Origin of the sequence: Thioclava sp. F36-6, assembly GCF_002020305.1 — a bacterium.
Classification (GTDB): domain Bacteria; phylum Pseudomonadota; class Alphaproteobacteria; order Rhodobacterales; family Rhodobacteraceae; genus Thioclava; species Thioclava sediminum.
Window position 1 is genome coordinate 42,051 of sequence record NZ_MPZX01000001.1, and the last position, 17,926, is coordinate 59,976.

At 64.6% G+C, this 17,926-nt stretch carries 18 protein-coding genes; 10 read left to right on the plus strand and 8 right to left on the minus strand.

The window, feature by feature from the left end; genetic code table 11:
- Positions 1-55 precede the first annotated feature (55 nt).
- Positions 56-1,495, minus strand: a complete 1,440-nt coding sequence (locus tag BMI88_RS00175; RefSeq protein WP_078545002.1) for a hypothetical protein — start codon at positions 1,493-1,495, stop codon at positions 56-58.
- Positions 1,496-2,175: 680 nt separating this feature from the next.
- Here BMI88_RS00175 and BMI88_RS19840 point away from each other — a divergent pair.
- Together BMI88_RS19840 and BMI88_RS00185 are read left to right on the plus strand one after the other, a co-directional pair.
- Positions 2,176-2,889 (plus strand): response regulator transcription factor, encoded by a 714-nt coding sequence (locus tag BMI88_RS19840; RefSeq protein WP_246831785.1) that lies wholly within the window; start codon positions 2,176-2,178, stop codon positions 2,887-2,889.
- Positions 2,882-3,406, plus strand: coding sequence for a hypothetical protein (locus BMI88_RS00185; protein ID WP_246831786.1), 525 nt, complete (start codon positions 2,882-2,884; stop codon positions 3,404-3,406). Before BMI88_RS19840 ends, BMI88_RS00185 begins: the two co-directional genes overlap by 8 nt.
- A gap of 39 nt (positions 3,407-3,445) precedes the next feature.
- Here BMI88_RS00185 and BMI88_RS00190 read toward each other — a convergent pair whose 3' ends face one another.
- The 3 genes from BMI88_RS00190 to BMI88_RS00200 form a co-directional block, all read right to left on the minus strand.
- Positions 3,446-3,832: a response regulator gene (locus BMI88_RS00190; RefSeq protein ID WP_146673439.1), complete on the minus strand. Its 387-nt coding sequence runs from the start codon at positions 3,830-3,832 to the stop codon at positions 3,446-3,448.
- 8 nt (positions 3,833-3,840) lie between these two features.
- The gene (locus BMI88_RS00195; protein ID WP_078545008.1) at positions 3,841-5,721 is read right to left on the minus strand and encodes a GAF domain-containing protein; all 1,881 of its coding nucleotides are present in this window, start codon (positions 5,719-5,721) and stop codon (positions 3,841-3,843) included.
- Positions 5,722-6,045: 324 nt separating this feature from the next.
- A complete protein-coding gene (locus BMI88_RS00200; protein ID WP_078545010.1) occupies positions 6,046-7,110 on the minus strand; it encodes a YeeE/YedE family protein in 1,065 nt (354 codons plus the stop codon).
- Between the two features lie 123 nt (positions 7,111-7,233).
- Here BMI88_RS00200 and BMI88_RS00205 point away from each other — a divergent pair, with 123 nt between their 5' ends.
- From BMI88_RS00205 to BMI88_RS00220, 4 genes are all read left to right on the plus strand, one after another.
- The gene (locus BMI88_RS00205) at positions 7,234-8,466 is read left to right on the plus strand and encodes an MFS transporter (protein WP_078547194.1); all 1,233 of its coding nucleotides are present in this window, start codon (positions 7,234-7,236) and stop codon (positions 8,464-8,466) included.
- Positions 8,467-8,534: 68 nt separating this feature from the next.
- Entirely contained in the window at positions 8,535-9,179 is a 645-nt protein-coding gene (gene msrA / locus BMI88_RS00210; protein WP_078545013.1) for a peptide-methionine (S)-S-oxide reductase MsrA, read from the plus strand.
- 79 nt (positions 9,180-9,258) lie between these two features.
- On the plus strand, positions 9,259-10,128 hold the full coding sequence (locus BMI88_RS00215; RefSeq protein WP_078545015.1) for a 50S ribosomal protein L11 methyltransferase: 870 nt from the start codon (positions 9,259-9,261) through the stop codon (positions 10,126-10,128).
- A gap of 92 nt (positions 10,129-10,220) precedes the next feature.
- A complete protein-coding gene (locus BMI88_RS00220; protein ID WP_078540338.1) occupies positions 10,221-10,568 on the plus strand; it encodes a hypothetical protein in 348 nt (115 codons plus the stop codon).
- 78 nt (positions 10,569-10,646) lie between these two features.
- Here the strand turns inward: BMI88_RS00220 and BMI88_RS00225 are convergent, their stop codons facing one another.
- Positions 10,647-10,832: a DUF1127 domain-containing protein gene (locus BMI88_RS00225; protein WP_078522067.1), complete on the minus strand. Its 186-nt coding sequence runs from the start codon at positions 10,830-10,832 to the stop codon at positions 10,647-10,649.
- Positions 10,833-11,047: 215 nt separating this feature from the next.
- On the opposite strand from BMI88_RS00225, the gene ruvC reads away from it, so the two are divergent.
- From ruvC to BMI88_RS00245, 4 genes are all read left to right on the plus strand, one after another.
- Complete coding sequence (ruvC, locus tag BMI88_RS00230; RefSeq protein WP_078522066.1) at positions 11,048-11,581, plus strand: crossover junction endodeoxyribonuclease RuvC; 534 nt, start codon at positions 11,048-11,050, stop codon at positions 11,579-11,581.
- Positions 11,578-12,246, plus strand: coding sequence for a Holliday junction branch migration protein RuvA (ruvA, locus tag BMI88_RS00235; protein WP_078522065.1), 669 nt, complete (start codon positions 11,578-11,580; stop codon positions 12,244-12,246). Before ruvC ends, ruvA begins: the two co-directional genes overlap by 4 nt.
- Positions 12,247-12,331: 85 nt before the next feature.
- Positions 12,332-13,366 (plus strand): Holliday junction branch migration DNA helicase RuvB, encoded by a 1,035-nt coding sequence (gene ruvB / locus BMI88_RS00240; RefSeq protein ID WP_078522132.1) that lies wholly within the window; start codon positions 12,332-12,334, stop codon positions 13,364-13,366.
- Positions 13,359-13,766, plus strand: coding sequence for a group III truncated hemoglobin (locus BMI88_RS00245; protein WP_078545017.1), 408 nt, complete (start codon positions 13,359-13,361; stop codon positions 13,764-13,766). The genes ruvB and BMI88_RS00245 overlap by 8 nt, the downstream gene beginning before the upstream one ends.
- A 159-nt stretch (positions 13,767-13,925) precedes the next feature.
- Here the strand turns inward: BMI88_RS00245 and BMI88_RS00250 are convergent, their stop codons facing one another.
- From BMI88_RS00250 to BMI88_RS00260, 3 genes are all read right to left on the minus strand, one after another.
- Positions 13,926-14,924, minus strand: a complete 999-nt coding sequence (locus BMI88_RS00250) for a TIGR01620 family protein (RefSeq protein WP_246831787.1) — start codon at positions 14,922-14,924, stop codon at positions 13,926-13,928.
- Positions 14,921-16,324 carry a YcjX family protein gene (locus BMI88_RS00255; RefSeq protein WP_078545019.1) on the minus strand — a complete coding sequence of 468 codons (1,404 nt, stop codon included), beginning with the start codon at positions 16,322-16,324 and terminating at the stop codon, positions 14,921-14,923. Before BMI88_RS00255 ends, BMI88_RS00250 begins: the two co-directional genes overlap by 4 nt.
- Before the next feature lie 113 nt (positions 16,325-16,437).
- Entirely contained in the window at positions 16,438-17,916 is a 1,479-nt protein-coding gene (locus BMI88_RS00260) for an NAD-dependent succinate-semialdehyde dehydrogenase (RefSeq protein WP_078545021.1), read from the minus strand.
- Positions 17,917-17,926: the final 10 nt, after the last annotated feature.

Sequence of the window (17,926 nt, forward strand, 5' to 3'; positions counted from 1 at the left end):
AAACGCCGGGAACGAGATGCGGCGCGCCTCCGGGAGAGGCGCGCCGCTTGAGCTATTAGGCCGTGGTGTCGTCGTCGCCGATATAGGTCGAGGACAGCGAGCCACCGACCACGGTGGTATCGACGGCGTTGCCGAGGATGTTCGCACCCATCACGATCGACTGGTTGAACGCGGTGGTGTCGATTGCACCGCTCGCATCGGCGTAGGACTGGCCGGTGACGATACCATCATCGCCATTGCCCGAACCCCAGTTGCCGAGGCTGCCGCCATTGCCGCCGCCGCCTGCGGTGACGTCGCCACCGCCGTTACCGCCGCCAGCATAGCCGCCCGTCGCCCAGGAACCGCCGCCCGAGGCGTGCGAACCGGTCGAGGACCAGCCGTAGCCGTCGCCGCCAGCACCGCCGTTGCCGCCTTCACCGGCGCCGAGGCCCATACCATGGCCGACGCCCATCGAGCCTGCGGTCGCGCCGCCGAACTCCATCGCACCGGCATCGCCGCCCGTCGCCAGTTCCGGCGAAATGATCGGAAGGATGTCCAGGCTACCCGTGTCGCCGCCGCCAGCGATCGCACCGGCGCCGCCGTCTTGCGCTGCGGCACCCGAGGCGCCCACACCCAGCCCGACGCCGAGACCGAAGCCTGCGCCGCCGTCACCGCCGTCATCGCCTTCACCCTCGGTGTCCGAGGCCGCGATCGACACGCCGCCGCCCGACAGGGCGATACCGCCACCGGCAAGTGCAGCGCCACCGGTCGAGCCGACATCTTCGGCACCGTTGCCGCCTTCGGAGGCTGCATCGATCCCGTCATCCGCCTCTGCCGAATTGTCCTTGATCGTAGCGTCGACCTGGAAAGTCGAGTGGTTGGAAACGCTCGGATTGCTCAGCGTATCGTTGTCGTTCAGGCTGTTCGACTGAGCGTTGATGAGCATGTTGTCGTTACCCGCGCCGTTGAGCACGTCAGTAAAGTTCATGTCATCGCCGGGATCATAGGCGTAGTTCATGTTGCCATCGGCCATCAGAACATCGCCGATGCTCGACGAGCCGCTCAGATCGAAATCGGCAAAGTCGTCATCGGACGGCTCGTAGCCGTCGAGGTTCAGACCGACCTGAACATCGACCGCAGTCAGGTTGGCGTTGAGGTTCGCATTGGCGTTGAGGTTGCCATTGCCGTTCATGTTCGTGTTGTCGCTGGAGCTATGAGCGCCAGCCCCCGAATGCGAACCGCTATGCGAGCCGGAATCGCTGTTCGAGCCGGAGCCCGCATGCGCACCGGCACCTGCTCCCGACATCGCGCCCGAACCCGCAAGGCTGCCAGCGCCCGATCCCGCCAGCGAACCGGAGTCGCTGCTGTTCTCGGTGGTCGAGTGCTGGTACTGGCCCTGGCCCTGGCCCTGACCCTGCATTTCGGCCTGCGCCTGGCCCTGAGCTTCGGTCTGGCCCTGATTTTGACCCTGTACCTGGATGCTCGGGTCGAACCAGTTGTTCTTAAAGCTTCCCATTTTCTTACTCCCAGTTGATCGGTCCGGGATCCGTCACTCTGTCTAAAACGGATATGGTCGGACCTTCGTGATTAAGGGCTTTCGCCCCGGTGAATGTCCGCTTCCCCAACCGCTCGGCACCCCGATCCCGATCCCCGAATCGAGCGATTCGCAGGTGGGTCACCCTTTCCGGGCGGAGTGTGGAAACAGACGAGTCACAGCCCCCAGCTGCGACACCAACATCCTGCGCCCCGTGATCCTGAGGACCTAGCTAGCAAATGGGTCTAGCCGGTCGGGGCATCTTATTAACCGCCTGAAACGCATCCATTTTCTAAAATTCCGCGCGCAGAGGGCTGCGGAATCCCGGAGGATTGCTGTGATTTTCACAAAGCCGTTGCAAATGCAGAAATTGGGACAAGGTCTAGTGGCGAAGCTAATGCGCGCTACCACTGGCGCGCGCCAGTAAGTGCCGCAGCGCAGAAATCCCACCACTCGCCCGCCGATTCGAGTAAGATTACGTTACGTAAGAGAATCCTTACCATCGGGTAAACACTTCGGGTAACGCTGATCTCACTGGTCCGTGATATGGTTGATGCGGGCGGTATGACGTGGGGTTAACCGTCCGCATATTGAGTTCAGGGTAGGAGGAGGGGGCCGCCATGAATGCGTTGTATAAGAGTGAACCCGCGGGGAAACGTGTAATGCCGTCTTGCCGCAAACAGGATGCTGCGATCTGTTTTCTGGGCGCGTCGCAGATTTTTTCCGATACCGTATTGAGAACCGTCGATGCCGAGGTGGCACCGGCGACATGTCTGCGTCTGGATGATTTCGAAACGTTGCTCGAGGCTTTGCGGTCTGACGGTTGGATCGAGGATCACGGCGCTCTGTGTTCGTTGATCGTGGATGAGGATCACGCCGATGCTCTTATCGCGCTGGCCGAACGACGTGAGCCGCTTCTGTCGCGTGTGAAGCTGATCGTCGCGATTGAAGACGAGGCTTATGCGCAAGATCTGATGACGCGCCATAGCGCTGCGATCCTGTCCCATCACATCAGCTTGCTGCCGATGAACGTCAATCTGACGACGTGGCTGCTGATCCTGCGGATGATCGTCTCGGGGGGGCATTACATTCCGCCCGTGCTTCTGGGCTGTCGTCCGGCGGAGGCGCCGACGTCGGCGCTCAACGGAGTGGCTCAGGCGGGGGCTGCGCAGGCGATCGACGTGTCGGGTCTGACGCCGCGCGAAGCCGAGGTGCTCGAGATGCTCGCCTCGGGGCAGCCCAACAAGATCATCGCGGGACAGCTGAACCTGTCCGAACATACGGTGAAGCTGCATATTCACCGCATCATCGGCAAGCTCGGCGTGACCAACCGCACCGAGGCGGCGATCTGGTATCACCGAAATCGAAGTGCCTAAGGACCCGCCCACGCCAACGGAGATGCGCCCGCCGAATTTCGATCAGTTCCTGATGCAGATCGGGCGCATCAACTACGCGTGGACCAACACCGAGAGCCTGCTGATTCATCTGATCGCGGGCCTCGCCGGGACCGACAAGGGCGTCGCGACGATCATCCATCTGACGCTGAACACGACGCGGGCGCGGCTCGATCTGGTGGATCGGTTGGCCAAGCGTGACGACTGCCCCTGTGCGCCGAAGGCCTGCGAACGGGTGCTGGCGGTGTCCGCGCGGATGAAGAAGGTCTCGGGGCTGCGCAATCATTTCAACCACTGCCTCTACGCCTTCGACGAGGGCGGCGGGCCAGTGCGCGCAATTCAGATGCGGATTGCGGATCGCAAGACCAGTCTGAGGATTGGAGAGGAAAGCGTTCTGGACAGCGCGACGCTTGCCGAATTGGAAGCCGCGCTTGCCGAAATGCAGGCGATCAATGCCGAGATCTGGGCGATCGCCAAGGACTATGGAATGCCGCTGTAAAGCGGGCAGGGGGCGGCTGAAGATACGCCGCGCCGAAGCTCAGTTGCGCATCTGGCGTCCCAGCGCCTCAGCCAGTTCCCAGGGATTCGTCGGCTTCGAGAAAACGGGGATTTCCGGCATGATCGATTGCAGGGCGAGCGGCAGCGGCTCGGCCGTGTTCACCACCAAGGGCACTTCGCGTTTCCACAGCTCAACGATCAGGGCTTCCGCCGATCCGTCGAGCAGGTTCATGTCGAGGATCGCGCCATCGACATTCATCGAGCCGTCGGACAACGCGGCACGCGCGCGCGCCAAGGTTGCGAAGGGCCCGGCAACCTGACCGCCCGCCTCCTCGACCGAGAAGGCGATGTCATAGGCGATGAATAATTCATCTTCGACCACGAGGACATTGCTGCCCTCGAGACAAGAAATACTGCTCTGTAACATGGGCTACACTACCCTTTTATCAGGTCCATTGGCACGGTCATGCGAGCTTGGAACCCGTCGGGAACCCATTCGGTTCCATAGGTTCCCCGCAATTGGCCCTGAATGGTCAGGTCGATGAGCTTGGATCCGAAGCCGCTGTTGCTTGGCTGCACCAGTTCTTCGGGATGGCCGCTTTCTCGCCAGTCGAGTTCGAGCTGGTCCGATGTGTCGCGCCAGGTCAGTTCCAGAAGCCCCGCATCATGCGAAAGTGCCCCATATTTCACGGCGTTAGTCGCCAATTCGTGGATCACCAGCGCGAGGTTGGTCGACCCCGCGTGGTTCAGTGCGACAGGAGGACCGCTGAGGATCAGGCGCGGATCGTCGATGCCGGTATAGGGCGAGAGCACCCCAAGCAACAATTCGCGCAGTTCGACCATGCCGCGGAAATCGCGCTCGGGCGTGGCGGTCGGATTGATCAGCTCATGGGCGCGGGCAAGCGCGCCGATCCGCTCGCGCAGACCCCGCGCCATTTCGTCCGGCGTCTTCGCATGGCGCGCGGTCATGCCGACCAGTCCCGACATCATCGCGAAGGCGTTCTTGACCCGGTGGTTGAGCTCGCGCGTCAGCGTGTCGCGCGCTTTCGCGATCTGCCGCTCCTCGGTCACGTCGCGGAGATAGGCGAGGATCGCGCCGTGCTCGGGGTAAAGGCGTGCCTCCAGAATGCGGCCGTCTCGCCCGTCCTGATCGGTGACCGTCGGGACACCTGTGCGGCGGGCCTCTTCCAGAGCTTTTTCGAAATTGCTTCCGATCAGATGGGGCGCGGTCTCCCAAAGCGACCGCCCGACCGCCTGTGCTTCCGCCTCGGCTCCGACCGCATCGCGGATGCGGGCGCGCATGACCGAATTGGCGAACCGGATTTTGTCTTCGCTATCGAGTTCCACAATCGCGTCGAAGGTGATTTCGTGAAAATGCGCGAGCCGCCGGTCGACGTCGGCCGCATGTTCGCGCGCCGCGTTCAGATCGGAAATGTCGAGCGCGGTGGCCACGGCCACTGGCGGTTCGCTTTCGACCCGCTGCGCCGAGACCAGCAGATTGCGCTCCGGCCCGTCATGGCGCACGCAGCGCAATTCCATATGGCTGATCGTCTCTTCGTTGCGCGCCGCGCGCACGATCGGAAACTCGCTCAGGCTGAGCTTGCGCCCTTCTGGTGTGTAAGCGTCGAAGGCGAGCTGCTTGGTCACGTCGCCGTCCGTCACGCCGAACATCTCGATCGCGGTGGCATTCAGATCGATAAGCCGACCGGTGCCCAGCTCGGCCACACCGACGCCGATCGGCATCTGATCGAGAACGGCGCGGAACCGGTTTTCCTCACGATGGGCGACGTTGATCTGGCGCCGAAGACGGATTTCCGCCTCGACCCCGGCGGCGATGTCGGACAGCGCCTCGTATTCTTCCTCGGTCCACTGCCGCGCTTCCCGGTCGATCAGGCAGAACGCACCCAGCGGCTGCCCGTCGATCGTGCGCAGCGGCACCCCGAGATAGGCGGTCACACCCAGATCGCGCACCGCACCATTGTCGCGCAGCACCGTGTCCTCGCGCGCATCGGGCACGTTCAGCGGCGCATCGGATTCCACGACATAGCGGCAGAAGGAATGGCTGAGCGGCGTCTCCGAGGGGGCAGGGGCGTCCAGCCCGGTTTGCGCCACGAAGACCTGCCGGTTCTCATCGACCATGGAAACCAACGAGACAGGCACTCCGGTCACCCGCGTGGCGAGCCGTGTCGCGCGCTCGAAGATTTCCGCAGGCGCACTCTCCAAAAGACCGGTTTCGCGCAACGCCCGAAGGCGCGCCGGATCGGCGAGTCTGGACCGTTCTTCACCGGTCAGCGGAGGGGGCATAGAGGTATTCATGCGCAGGCTCTCATAATTCCACCTATGCCCCGAAGAAACCCATTTCGCCCAGTGTCATATGACACGGTTGCGATCACGATTTCCGCCAAACACGATTTTCTTCAGCGTTTTTCGTGATGCGGTTGCGGTGTCGACGAATCGCAGAGCCAAGAGGTCGCGATCACCCGCATTCCGAAGGCGTCTTATGCTGAATTCGTAACGCGTTCTAATGGGTGACGTTAGGTAAGGATTCGCGCAGGTTTCAGCGAACCGGCAGGAACTGGCCTAGGCGCGCCCTGACCTTGCCGGGACGCGCCATATGAAAGCACGCGACGGAGAGCGTACTTAGCAAGCGGTGGCGGGTGTCATCGTGCGCTGGTCGAGCAGGAAGTCGGTCACCATCGCGCCGATCCACATGCAGAACAGCGCCAGCCATGCGGTGCCTGCCAGAACGGAGGTGCCCGTCACACCGTTGCCGATGGCGCAGCCGCCTGCGAGCATCGCACCGAAGCCCATGAAGATCGCCCCGATCATCGAGCGCCGCATCACCGGCATCGAGTCGAAGCCCTGCCATGCGAACTGGCGCGAGAAGAGCGAGCTCAGGAAAGCGCCCAGAACCACGCCGGGCACCAGGCCCACGTCGAATTCCAGCACCGAGTTGCGGTCGAGGAAGAACATCAGCGTATTGGCCGAGGGGCCCGAGAAGGTAACCGAGTTCACCGGCACCGGATCGAAAGCGACCTGGCTCAGCATGAAGGTCAGCACCCAGCCCACCGCGACGGCGAAGCCGACACCGGAGGCGAAGATCCACGTCTTCACGCCGATCTCATTGCGCTTGGCCAGATACATGCCCGCGATGGCGAAGACGATGCCGACAGCCAGCCCGGTCCAGTCGGGAAGGTGCAGCGCGTCGAGAATGTTCACGTTCTGCGCGCCGGTGATCCAGAGGCTCGCCAGCCGGTCACGCAGCGGCGCGAGGATGCCCTTGAGGCTCATCGTGGCGGTCACCGCGAAGATCAGCCCCGAGACGACCGAGCGCAGGTTGCCCGTCGCTGCCAGCACGAGAAGCCGTCCCGAACAGCCGCGCGACAGCACCATGCCGACACCGAAGATCAGCCCGCCGATGATCGCGCCCGACCACGAGCCCGGCACCGACATCATCCGGCTGTCGGCCTGCCGGAACAGGTCCAGAAGCTGCGCGCCCTGCACCCAGACCAGCGCGGTCGAGAAGGTCAGGAACCATACCGCGACCTTGCCGCCCAGCTTGCCGCGCGCGAATTCCACCGTGGCGGCCCGCAGGCAGAAGTTGGATTTCTGCGCGGCGACGCCGAAGATAAGCCCGGTGATCACCCCGAAAAGCGCCGCCGTAGGGCCTTCGCCGATCCGCTCGATGAGTGCGATGATGTCCATGATACGATCTCCCGTTCGCGCACGGGTTCTGCCAGAAACCGCAGAAACGCACATTGATCTGAGTCAGGTTGCACCTTTTGCAGACTTGCCGCAGGCGCTGCCGTCGCGTCTAAGGAAGGCATGATGAAGTTCCGATCCGTCCCTCTCGACGAGGCCCACGAGCTGCCGCGCTGGCGCAGACCCGAGGCGCTGCTCTACGTCATGGCCACCGCCATGCCGATCTCCTTCGCCACCTGGTCGGCGCTCCTGAACAACTTCGTCATCGACGTGGTGAATTTCGACGGCGTCGATATCGGCTGGCTGCAGAGCTTCCGCGAAGTGCCGGGCTTCCTCGCGATCGGCGTGATCGTCGTGCTTTGGGTGATGCGCGAGCAGACACTGGCGATTCTGTCGCTGCTTCTTCTCGGTGGGGCGACGGCGGTGACCGCGCTGTTCCCGAGCTTTGCCGGGCTGATCATCGTGACGCTACTGTCCTCGATCGGGTTTCACTATTTCCAGACGGTGAACCAGTCGCTGCAATTGCAGTGGATCGACAAGGCCAAGGCGCCGCAGACGCTGGGCCGGATCGTGGCCATCGGCTCGGGTGCCTCGCTCGCGGCCTATGCGGTGCTCGTGCTGACCTGGAAGACGTTCAACCTCAGCTACGAATTCGTCTACGCCACCGCCGGGATCGCGACGATGGTGATGATGGCGGCCGCCGCGCTGATCTATCCGCAGTTCCACACCCGCGAGCCGCAATCGAAGAAGTTCGTGCTGCGTCGCCGCTATTGGCTCTATTACGCGATCACCTTCATGGCGGGCGCGCGGCGGCAGATCTTCGTGGTCTTCGCCGCCTTCATGATGGTCGAACGCTTCGGGCTGCGCGTGGACGAGATCACCGCGCTCTTCCTGATCAATTTCGCGGTCAACATGGCCGCTGCGCCTGCAATGGGCCGCTTTGTGCATCGCTTCGGCGAACGCCGGGCGCTGATCTTCGAATATGTCGGGCTGACGCTGCTGTTCCTCGCCTATGGCGGCATCTACTGGTTCGACTGGGGTATTTGGCTGGCCTGCGCGCTTTACGTGGTCGATCACTTGCTGTTCGCTCTGGCCTTCGCGCAGAAGACCTATTTCCAGAAGATCTGCGACCCCGAGGATATCGCGCCCACCGCCGCCGTCGCCTTCACGATCAACCATATCGCGGCTGTCTTCCTGCCGGTGACGCTGGGCTACCTCTGGATGGTCTCGCCCGGCGCGGTCTTCGGGCTGGCGGCCTCGATGGCGGTGATCTCGCTGGGGCTCGCGCTGCTGGTGCCGCGTCACCCTTCGAAAGGCTACGAGACGGTGCTGCAAGGCCTCGGTCCGGTTCCGGCGTGATGCCTGCTTGAACTGGAAATTCCGCCGCTCCGCGCCTATCTGAGAGGGGCGCGAAAGGGAGATTTACCATGCTGTTCGGAAAACCCGCCACCATTCCCACCAAAGCCGACGCCCTGCCGGGGCGTGACGAAGCGATGCCTTTGGCAGAGCCGCATTTCCTCTGGGGCCGTGACCTGCGCTCGCCCGTGCCCGAGGGCATGGAAGAGGCGATGTTCGGCATGGGCTGCTTCTGGGGCGTCGAGCGCATGTTCTGGAACACCGACGGCGTCTGGCTGACCATGGTCGGCTATGCGGGCGGCCCCACGCCCAACCCGACCTATCGCGAAGTCTGCACCGGCATGACCGGCCATAACGAGGTCGTCCGCGTCATCTACGACCCCGCCAAGGTCAGCTACGAAGACCTGCTGCGCGTCTTCTGGGAGGGCCACGACCCGACCCAAGGGATGCGTCAGGGCAATGACCGCGGCACGCAGTATCGTTCGGGCATCTACACCTACACGGATGCGCAGAAAGAGGCCGCCGAAGCCTCGCGCGACGCCTATGCCGAGCGCCTGCAGGCGGCGGGCTATGGCACGATCACCACCGAGATCATCGGCGCGCCGCCCTTCTACTATGCCGAGGATTATCACCAGCAATATCTGGAGAAGAACCCCGGCGGCTATTGCGGCATCGGCGGCACCGGTGTGACCTGCCCGATCGGGCTGAACGCGTGATCTGATGCGTGTGCGGGCCGCTTGACGGCTCGCGCCCGCGGCCCTAAGCCCGGGCGCAACCATCCCGAGGAGCGCGCCCATGACCACCTTCACCGCCTTTACCACGCTGGCCGATCGCGAGGCCGCCGAGGCGCTGTCCGAACGTCTCGAAGAGCTCGATCCCGGCCCCTATGGCACCGGCGTGTTCGAGATCGAGGACGGGTCGGGCCGCTACGAGGTTTCGGGCTATTTCCTCGAGGCCCCCGACGATGTGGCGCTGGACCTGCTGGCGATCTCGCACGGGGCGCAGCCCTTCGTTGTCTCGGAAATCCCGGAAACCGATTGGGTCGCCCATGTGCGGCGCGAGCTGGCCCCGGTGCGCGCGGGCCGCTTCTTCCTCTATGGCAGCCATGACGAGGACAAGATTCCGGCGGATACAATCGCGCTGCGGATCGATGCGGCGATGGCCTTCGGGACGGGCCATCACGGGACCACCTCCGGCTGCCTGACCGCGCTCGACGAGCTGGCGAAGGAGGGTCACACCTTCCACAACGTCGCCGATATCGGCTGCGGCACCGCCGTTCTGGCGATGGCGGCGGCGAAGCTCTGGCCCGAGCCGGTTCTGGCCTCCGATATCGACCCGGTCGCGGTGGAAACGGCTGCGGCGAATGTCGCGGTGAACGATCTTGAGGGCCGCGTGATCTGCATCGAGGCCGCGGGCTTCGGCGATCCGCGCCTGAAAGAGGCCGCCCCCTTCGATCTGATTTTCGCCAATATCCTCAAAGGCCCGCTCGTCGCGCTTGCCCCCGAAATGGGCCGCAACTGCGCCGAATCGGGCTTCGTGATCCTCAGCGGGATCCTCAACGAACAAGCCGATGAAGTGGTCGCCGCCTATCAGGCGCAGGGCTTTGTTTCCCATTCGCGTAAGGAATTCGGCGAATGGACGACATTGGCCATGCAGCGCGCCTAATCCGCCACAAATCCGCTCCGATTGCCGTAAGGATTGCTTTACCCTGACCTGAGAAATTGCCTTTGGGGGCATCGCAGTTAACGGGGTTTGCCATGCGCGATCCGCAAATCGAGTCTTTTGAAAAGCGCCTGCATCGGATCGACCAGATCCATCAAGCAGGCGGTGCATTCGAGGCGTCCGGTGCATTGGGGCGCAGCTATTTTGATTCCATGCGCCCGAAGTCGCGCCGCAGTATTCCGCTGCGCGGTGTGGCGCTGATCTTTGCCGGTATTTTGCTGGTGAAGGGCGCGATGCTCGCGCAGGTGGGCCAGGAGAGCTACGAGGCGCGTGTCGCAAGCCTCGCGGGTGGCTCGCAATTCGAACGGGTGGGGGCCTGGATCATGCATGCCGACCCGATCACCCGCAAGATCGCCGGGCTGCTCGCGCCGTATATCGGCTGAGCACCGAAGCCATTACGCCATAAAGAAAGGGCTGCGCCGTTGCCGGGGCAGCCCTTTTCGCATGACCTGTCGGTCGCGTTAGCGCAGGCGCGCCACGTCGAGCCGGGTCAGGCCGATATCGTCCAGCGCGCGGTCGCTGAGCTTCATCAGAGCTTTGCGGGTGACGCGTGCGTCGTTCCAGTCGTGCAGGGCTGCGATCAGCGAGGTAAAGACGCTCGGTCGGGCGCTGCGGCTCATGCGGGTGTTGATATCCATCGAAGCCATGGGGAGGATCCTTCGTTCACAAACTGCTCAAGTTTCGGGCATTACATCTTCTGAAGCGCAGATAAGACTGGCAGGGTGCGAAAACAATCTCAGTTTTGGCAGCCCCGCCATGCAGGAATCGCATGTGATATGAGGCCGGTTTTTGCATCCCCTCTGGCCGATGTTCCCTTTTCGTGCTAGTTCTTGCGAAACAACACAAGAACGAGGCAGGGCAAATGCGGGTGATCGGGATCGATCCGGGGTTACGCAATCTCGGATGGGGCGTGATCGAGATGGACGGATCGCGACTCAGGCACGTCGCGAACGGGATTCTCCATTCCGAAGGTAAGGATTTGGCAAAGCGCCTGCTGGTGCTGCACGAAGGGCTGAGCGCGGTCATCGCGACCCACATGCCTGAAGCGGCCGCGGTGGAGCAGACCTTCGTCAACAAGGACGCGGTGGCGACGCTGAAACTTGGGCAGGCGCGCGGCATTGCGCTTTTGGCCCCGGCGCAGGCCGGGCTCGAGGTCGGCGAATACGCCCCCAACGCGATCAAGAAAACCGTCGTCGGCGTCGGCCATGCCGACAAGACGCAGGTGCAGCACATGGTGCGTCATCAACTGCCCGGCGTGCAGTTCGAAGGTGCGGATGCCGCCGATGCGCTCGCCATTGCGATCTGCCACGCTTTCCATCTGCAATCGGCGGCCCGGATGAACGCGGCGCAACTCTCCCGCGATGCCTTGGGCACAACCCAACGGAGGCGCGCATGATCGGTCGCATTGCAGGCGTCATCATTCACCGCGCGCTCGACCACGTCATGATCGACGTGCGCGGCGTGGGCTATGTCGTCCATGTCAGCCAGCGCACCGCGCAATCGCTACCGCCCGTGGGCGAGGCCTGCGCGCTCTATACCGATCTGCTGGTGCGCGAGGACCTGCTGCAACTTTTCGGCTTCCCGACGCTGTTGGAGAAGGAATGGCATCGGCTGCTGACTTCGGTGCAGGGGATCGGCGCGAAAGCCTCGCTCGCGATCCTCGGGACGCTCGGCGCGGAGGGGCTGGGCCGCGCGATCGCGCTGGGCGACTGGTCGGCGGTGAAATCCGCCCCCGGCGTCGGCCCGAAACTTGCCCAACGCGTAGTGCTAGAGCTGAAGGAGAAAGCGCCGACCGTCATGGCGATGGGCGCGGAGTTCACCGTCGATGCCACGCCCGAGGTGATCGAGGACGCGCCCGCCAAGAAGCCCGCGAAGAAAGCGGCCCCGGCCGCGACGCCGAAGGTGAACTTCACCGCCGAGGCGATCTCCGCGCTCACCAATCTCGGTTATGCGCCGTCCGACGCGGCCGGTGCCGTCGCGCAGGCCAATGACGACCCGGAGGTCACCGACACGGCCAAGCTGATCCGCGCGGCGCTAAGGCTCCTGGCCCCAAAGGATTGACCTCTTCCTCTTGGGATAAATATCCCGGGGTGCGGGGCAGAGCCCCGCTTGCTCCCCTCCGCCAAAGGCGCGACAGTAAATGACGATGAGCGAACCTGATCCCACTCTGCGGCCCGACCGCCTGCCCGAAGACGCCGACCGCGCCCTGCGACCACAGGCGCTGGAGGAATTCACGGGCCAGGCCGAAGCCCGCGCCAATCTGCGCGTCTTCATCGAAAGCGCCAAGATGCGCAGCCAGGCGATGGATCACACGCTGTTTCATGGCCCGCCCGGTCTGGGCAAGACGACGCTCGCGCAGATCATGGCGCGCGAGTTGGGCGTGAATTTCAAGATGACCTCGGGGCCGGTTCTGGCCAAGGCGGGCGATCTCGCCGCGATCCTGACCAATCTTGAAGCGCGCGACGTGCTCTTCATCGACGAGATCCACCGGATGAACCCGGCGGTGGAGGAAGTGCTCTACCCCGCGATGGAGGATTTCGAGCTCGATCTGGTGATCGGCGAGGGGCCTGCCGCGCGCACTGTGCGGATCGAGTTGCAGCCCTTCACGCTGGTCGGCGCGACCACGCGGCTCGGCCTGCTGACGACGCCGCTGCGCGACCGTTTCGGCATCCCGACGCGGCTGCAATTCTACACCGAGGACGAGCTGGACCTGATCGTGACACGCGGGTCGCGGCTTTTGGGTATCCCGTCCGACCCCGCGGGCACCCGCGAGATCGCCAAGCGCGCCCGGGGCACCCCGCGCATCGCAGGCCGTCTGCTGCGCCGGGTCGTCGATTTCGCGCTGGTCGAGGGTGACGGGCGGCTGACGCGCGAGATCGCGGACCGCGCGCTGACGCGGCTCGGTGTCGATAATCTCGGGCTCGACGGGGCGGACCGGCGCTACATGATGCTGATGGCGGATCATTACGGCGGCGGCCCGGTGGGCGTGGAGACGCTCTCGGCCGCGCTGTCAGAGAGCCGCGACGCGATCGAAGAAGTCATCGAGCCCTACCTGCTGCAACAGGGCCTGATCAGCCGCACTCCGCGCGGGCGGATGCTGGGCGCGCGGGCGTGGCGGCATCTGGGGCTGGAGGCACCGAAACCCGCCACCCCGCAGACGGACCTCTTTGGCGATGGCTGACCCTTTGGCGCGTTTCGAGATCACCGAGGCGGAGATCGACCGCGTCGTGGCGCGCTTCTACGAGCGCGTGCGCGGTCACGCGATGCTCGGTCCGGTCTTTGCGGTGCATGTCACCGACTGGCCCACACATGAAGACAAGGTCGCGCGTTTCTGGAAAAACGCGATCCTGCGCAAGCCGGGCTATGACGGCTCGCCCATGCAGGTCCACCGCGCGGCGGGCAATGTGCGCCCGGGGATGTTTTCGACCTGGCTTGCGGAGTTCGACAAGGTGCTGAGCGCGGAGCTCTCGCCCGAACAGGCGGCGGGCTGGTCGGCGCTTGCACATCGGATCGGGATGAGCCTGCGGCAAGGCGTGGTCGAACGCGAGACCTTTGCGGGCGGTATTCCGAAGCTGAAATGACCCGCGCGCGTAGGCGCGCACAACTAGAGGTGGTGGGGGCTCTGCCCCCGCCATGACGGCCCTTCGCTTGCGCTTCGGGCGTTCGGCGGGGCGTCCTTTCACTGGAAGGCCGCTAGACCCGCCTCACCCCCCGGGATATCTATGCCAAGAGGAAGAGGATCAGTCCTCTTTTTTCCCGAAGACCCCGGTAAGCGATCGCCCGATCAGATTGGTCACGCGGGGCTTTTGCAGCTTGCGGAAGGGCATCGGACGGCAGACCTCCAGCGCGGCGATGCCCACACGGGCGGTCAGCGCGCCGTTGATCACGCCTTCGCCGAAGCGGCGTGAGAGTTTCGACACGAGATGGCCGCCGGTGACTGTCTCGATCAGATCGTCGCCCGCCGCCACCGCACCGGTCGCGACGAGATGGGTCATCACCGTGCGCGCCAGCCGGATCGAACCGAGCGTGCCCGAGCGCCCGCCATAGATTTCCGCGATGCGCCGGATCATCCGCAGGTTCGCGGTGAGCGCGGTGAAGACGTCGGCCAGCGCCAATGGCACGATAGCGGTGACGGTGGCCACAGTGCGCGACGCCGCTTCGATCTCGAGCCGGGCGGCGGCGTCGAGCGGGCCCATCAGCTCGGCTTCGGCCAGCCCCATCAGCGTGTCGGTGTCGAGCACCTCGCCCGTTTGCTCGGCCAGCCGCTTGCGCGCCCAGTCCATCTCGGGCCGCGCGGCATAGAGGCCCGAGACATGGGCCGTGACCTTGCGCGCGCGGCTCAGATCATCTTCGCTCAGCGCCTCCGAGACTTCCTTATGGACCTTGTCGAGCCGCGCCAGCCTCGAGAAGGCGGCGATCTCGCGCCCGGTGATCAGCAGCGCGCCAAGCGCGAAGGCCGCGACCAGCGCGGTGCCGATCCAGCCGAGGATGGGATGAGTGGCGAACAGCCCGTCGATGAAACGCCAGAGCGCGACGGAGATCAGGAAGCCCACCAGCGCCACGCTCGCGCGCCAGAAGAAGCGCACGATGGGCGAGGTGCGCCGCGCCCCCAGCCGTGTCGCGATCTGCATGGCGCGGCCTTCCAGCCGCTCCTCGGTCGCATGCGGCATATCCTCGATCGGCGCGGCCTCGGCGGGCGAGGGCGCGTCCTCGATCTCGATCATCACCGGTTTTTTCATAGCTTGTCCCCGATCAGGAAATCGGCCGCGCGGTCGAGCCGGATATGCGGCGGGCCTTCGCCGGGTCGCAAGATCACCGGGGCCGGGGCGAAGTTCATGATCGAATAATCCTCGTCAAGCCATGCGGAGGCCCCTTGCGCCGCGGGCGAGAGAAGCTGCGCCGGGTCGGCGGGCAATTCGCCGGGATAGAGCGCGACCGACTTGCCACTCTCCAGACGCCCGCGCACCGCCTGCAACTCCGCCCCGTCATGCGAGAGGGTTTCTTCCGTGGTGCTGCGCAGCGCCGCGATCGACAGCGCGAGAGTCTTCGCGCCTGCGAAATCGGCGCGGTCCTTGGCCTCGCGCAGCAGTGCGCCGGTGATCGCGGTCAGGCGGGCGTGCTGGGTGTGGTGCAGATGGTCGGCTTTGGTGGCGGCGAAGAGGATCTTCTCGACCCGCTTGCCGCCGATCAGCGAGGTCAGCCAGCTTGCGCGGCCCGGGCGGAAGGCGGCCAGAATATCCGCCATCGCCTGACGTAGATCGTCGAGCGCGGCGGGCCCGGAATGGATCGCGCCCAGCACGTCGACCAGCACCACCTGCCGGTCGATCTTAGCGAAATGATCGCGGAAGAAGGGACGCACCACCTCGCGTTTATAGGCGTCGTAGCGGCGCTCCATCTCGCGTCGCAGCGAGCCGCGCGGGGCCTCACCCTCGGGCAAGGGCGCGAAGGTCAGGGCGGGCGATCCGGCCATTTCTCCGGGCAGCAGGAAGCGCCCCGGTGTGCAATCGGAGAATCCCGCATCGCGCGCCTCGGTGAGGTATCGGGTGAAGCCTGCCGCCAGCGCCTTGGCCTGCGGTTCGGTGAACTCCGCCGTGCCATCAGTCGCCTCGGACTGCGCCAGATACTCTGCGCCTTGCGGACGGCTCGGCAGACGTGCCAGCGCCTCCGCAGACCACTCGGCATAGCTTTTGTCCATCAGCCCGAGGTCGAGCAGCCACTCGCCGGGGTAATCCACGATATCGAGATGCACGACGCGCGGCCCGCGCACCGCGCCCAGCATCCCGCGCGGCTGGATGCGGAAGGACAGCCGCAGCTCCGAGACGGCGCGCGTGCCCTCGGGCCAATGCGGCGAAGGGCCAGTCAGCGCGGCAAGGTGGCTCTCGTAATCGAAACGCGGCACGGTGTCGTCGGGCTGCGGCTGCAGATAGGCGGCGGTGATATCCGACGCCGATCCCAGCGCCGGCATCCGCCCGCGATCCAGCAGGTTCGCGACCAGCGAGGTGATGAACACGGTCTTGCCCGCGCGCGACAGACCCGTCACGCCGAGACGGATCACCGGTTCGAACAGCGCCTCCGAGACCGAATGGCCCATGCCCTCGATCCCGCGTGTGATCCCGTCCGCAATGTCGGAAATGCCCAAAGCCCGGCCCCTCATTCTCGTTCACGGACAAGATAAGCAGCGGAGAGTGTTAATGAAAGAGAGGGCGGACACGCGGCCCGCCCTCTGCATTGTTCTTCCGCCTCGGATCGGTCTCAGACCGCCAGGCAGATATATTTCATCTCGAGATAATCCTCGATCCCGTGATGCGACCCCTCGCGGCCCAGGCCGGACTGCTTCACGCCGCCGAACGGGGCGAGCTCGGTCGAGATCAGGCCAGTGTTGACGCCGACGATCCCGTATTCCAGACCTTCCTGAACGCGAGTGATGCGCCCCACGTCGCGGGCGTAGAAATAGCTCGCAAGGCCGAAAATCGTGTCATTGGCCTTGGCGATCGCCTCCTGCTCGGTCTCGAACTTGAAGAGCGGGGCTACGGGACCGAAGGTTTCTTCATGCGAGACCTTGGCCTCCTGCGTGACCCCGGTCAGCACGGTCGGCTGAAAGAAGGTGCCGCCCATTTCGTGACGTTCGCCGCCGGTGACGATCGAGCCGCCATGATCGAGCACGTCCTGAATATGCTCCTGCACCTTCTTGACCGCGTCCTCGTTGATCAGCGGACCGGCCTCGACGCCTTCCTTGAGGCCGTCGCCCACCTTGAGGGCGTTGACGGCCTTGGCCAGCTTCTCGGCGAAGGCGTCATAGACCCCGGACTGGACATAGATGCGGTTGGCGCAGACGCAGGTCTGACCGTTATTGCGGAATTTCGACGCCATTGCGCCTTCGACCGCCGCGTCGAGATCGGCGTCGTCGAACACGATGAAGGGCGCGTTGCCGCCCAGTTCCATCGAGCATTTCATCACCTGATCCGCCGCCTGACGCAGCAGGATGCGGCCTACCTCGGTCGAGCCGGTGAAGGTCAGCTTGCGCACGCTGTGGTTCTCGCAGAACTCCTTGCCGATATCGGAGGCTTTCGCGGAGGTGATGACCGAGAGGATGCCCTTGGGCAGGCCCGCGCGTTCGCCAAGCACCGCCATCGCGAGCGCCGAGAGCGGCGTCTCGGAGGCCGGGCGGCAGACGAAACCGCAGCCCACAGCGAGCGCCGGGCCCGCCTTGCGCGCGATCATCGCGTTGGGGAAGTTCCAGGGCGTGATCGAGGCCGCGACCCCAATCGGCTGCTTGATCACGGTGATCCGCTTGTCGCGTTGATGGCCCGGGATGGTCTCGCCATAGACCCGCTTGGCCTCTTCGCCAAACCACTCGATGAAGCCTGCGCCATAGGCGATCTCGCCCTTCGCCTCGGCGAGCGGCTTGCCCATCTCGGCGGTCAGGATCGCGCCGAGATCGTCCTGGTTCTCCATCATCAGGTCGTACCATTTGCGCATGATCTGCGCGCGTTCCTTGCCGGTGCGCGCGGCCCAGTCCTTCATCGCCTCCTCGGCGGCGGCGATGGCGCGGGCGGTCTCGGCACGGCCCAGATCGGGCACGGTGCAGATCACGTCGCCCCGCGCGGGGTTGGTCACGTCGAAGGTGGTGCCGTCATCGGCATCGACCCATTCGCCCGCGACGAGGGCCTTGGTCACCAGAAGCGAGGGATCCTTGAGGATGGATTTGAGGTCGGTCTTGTCGTCGAGCATGATGTCCTCC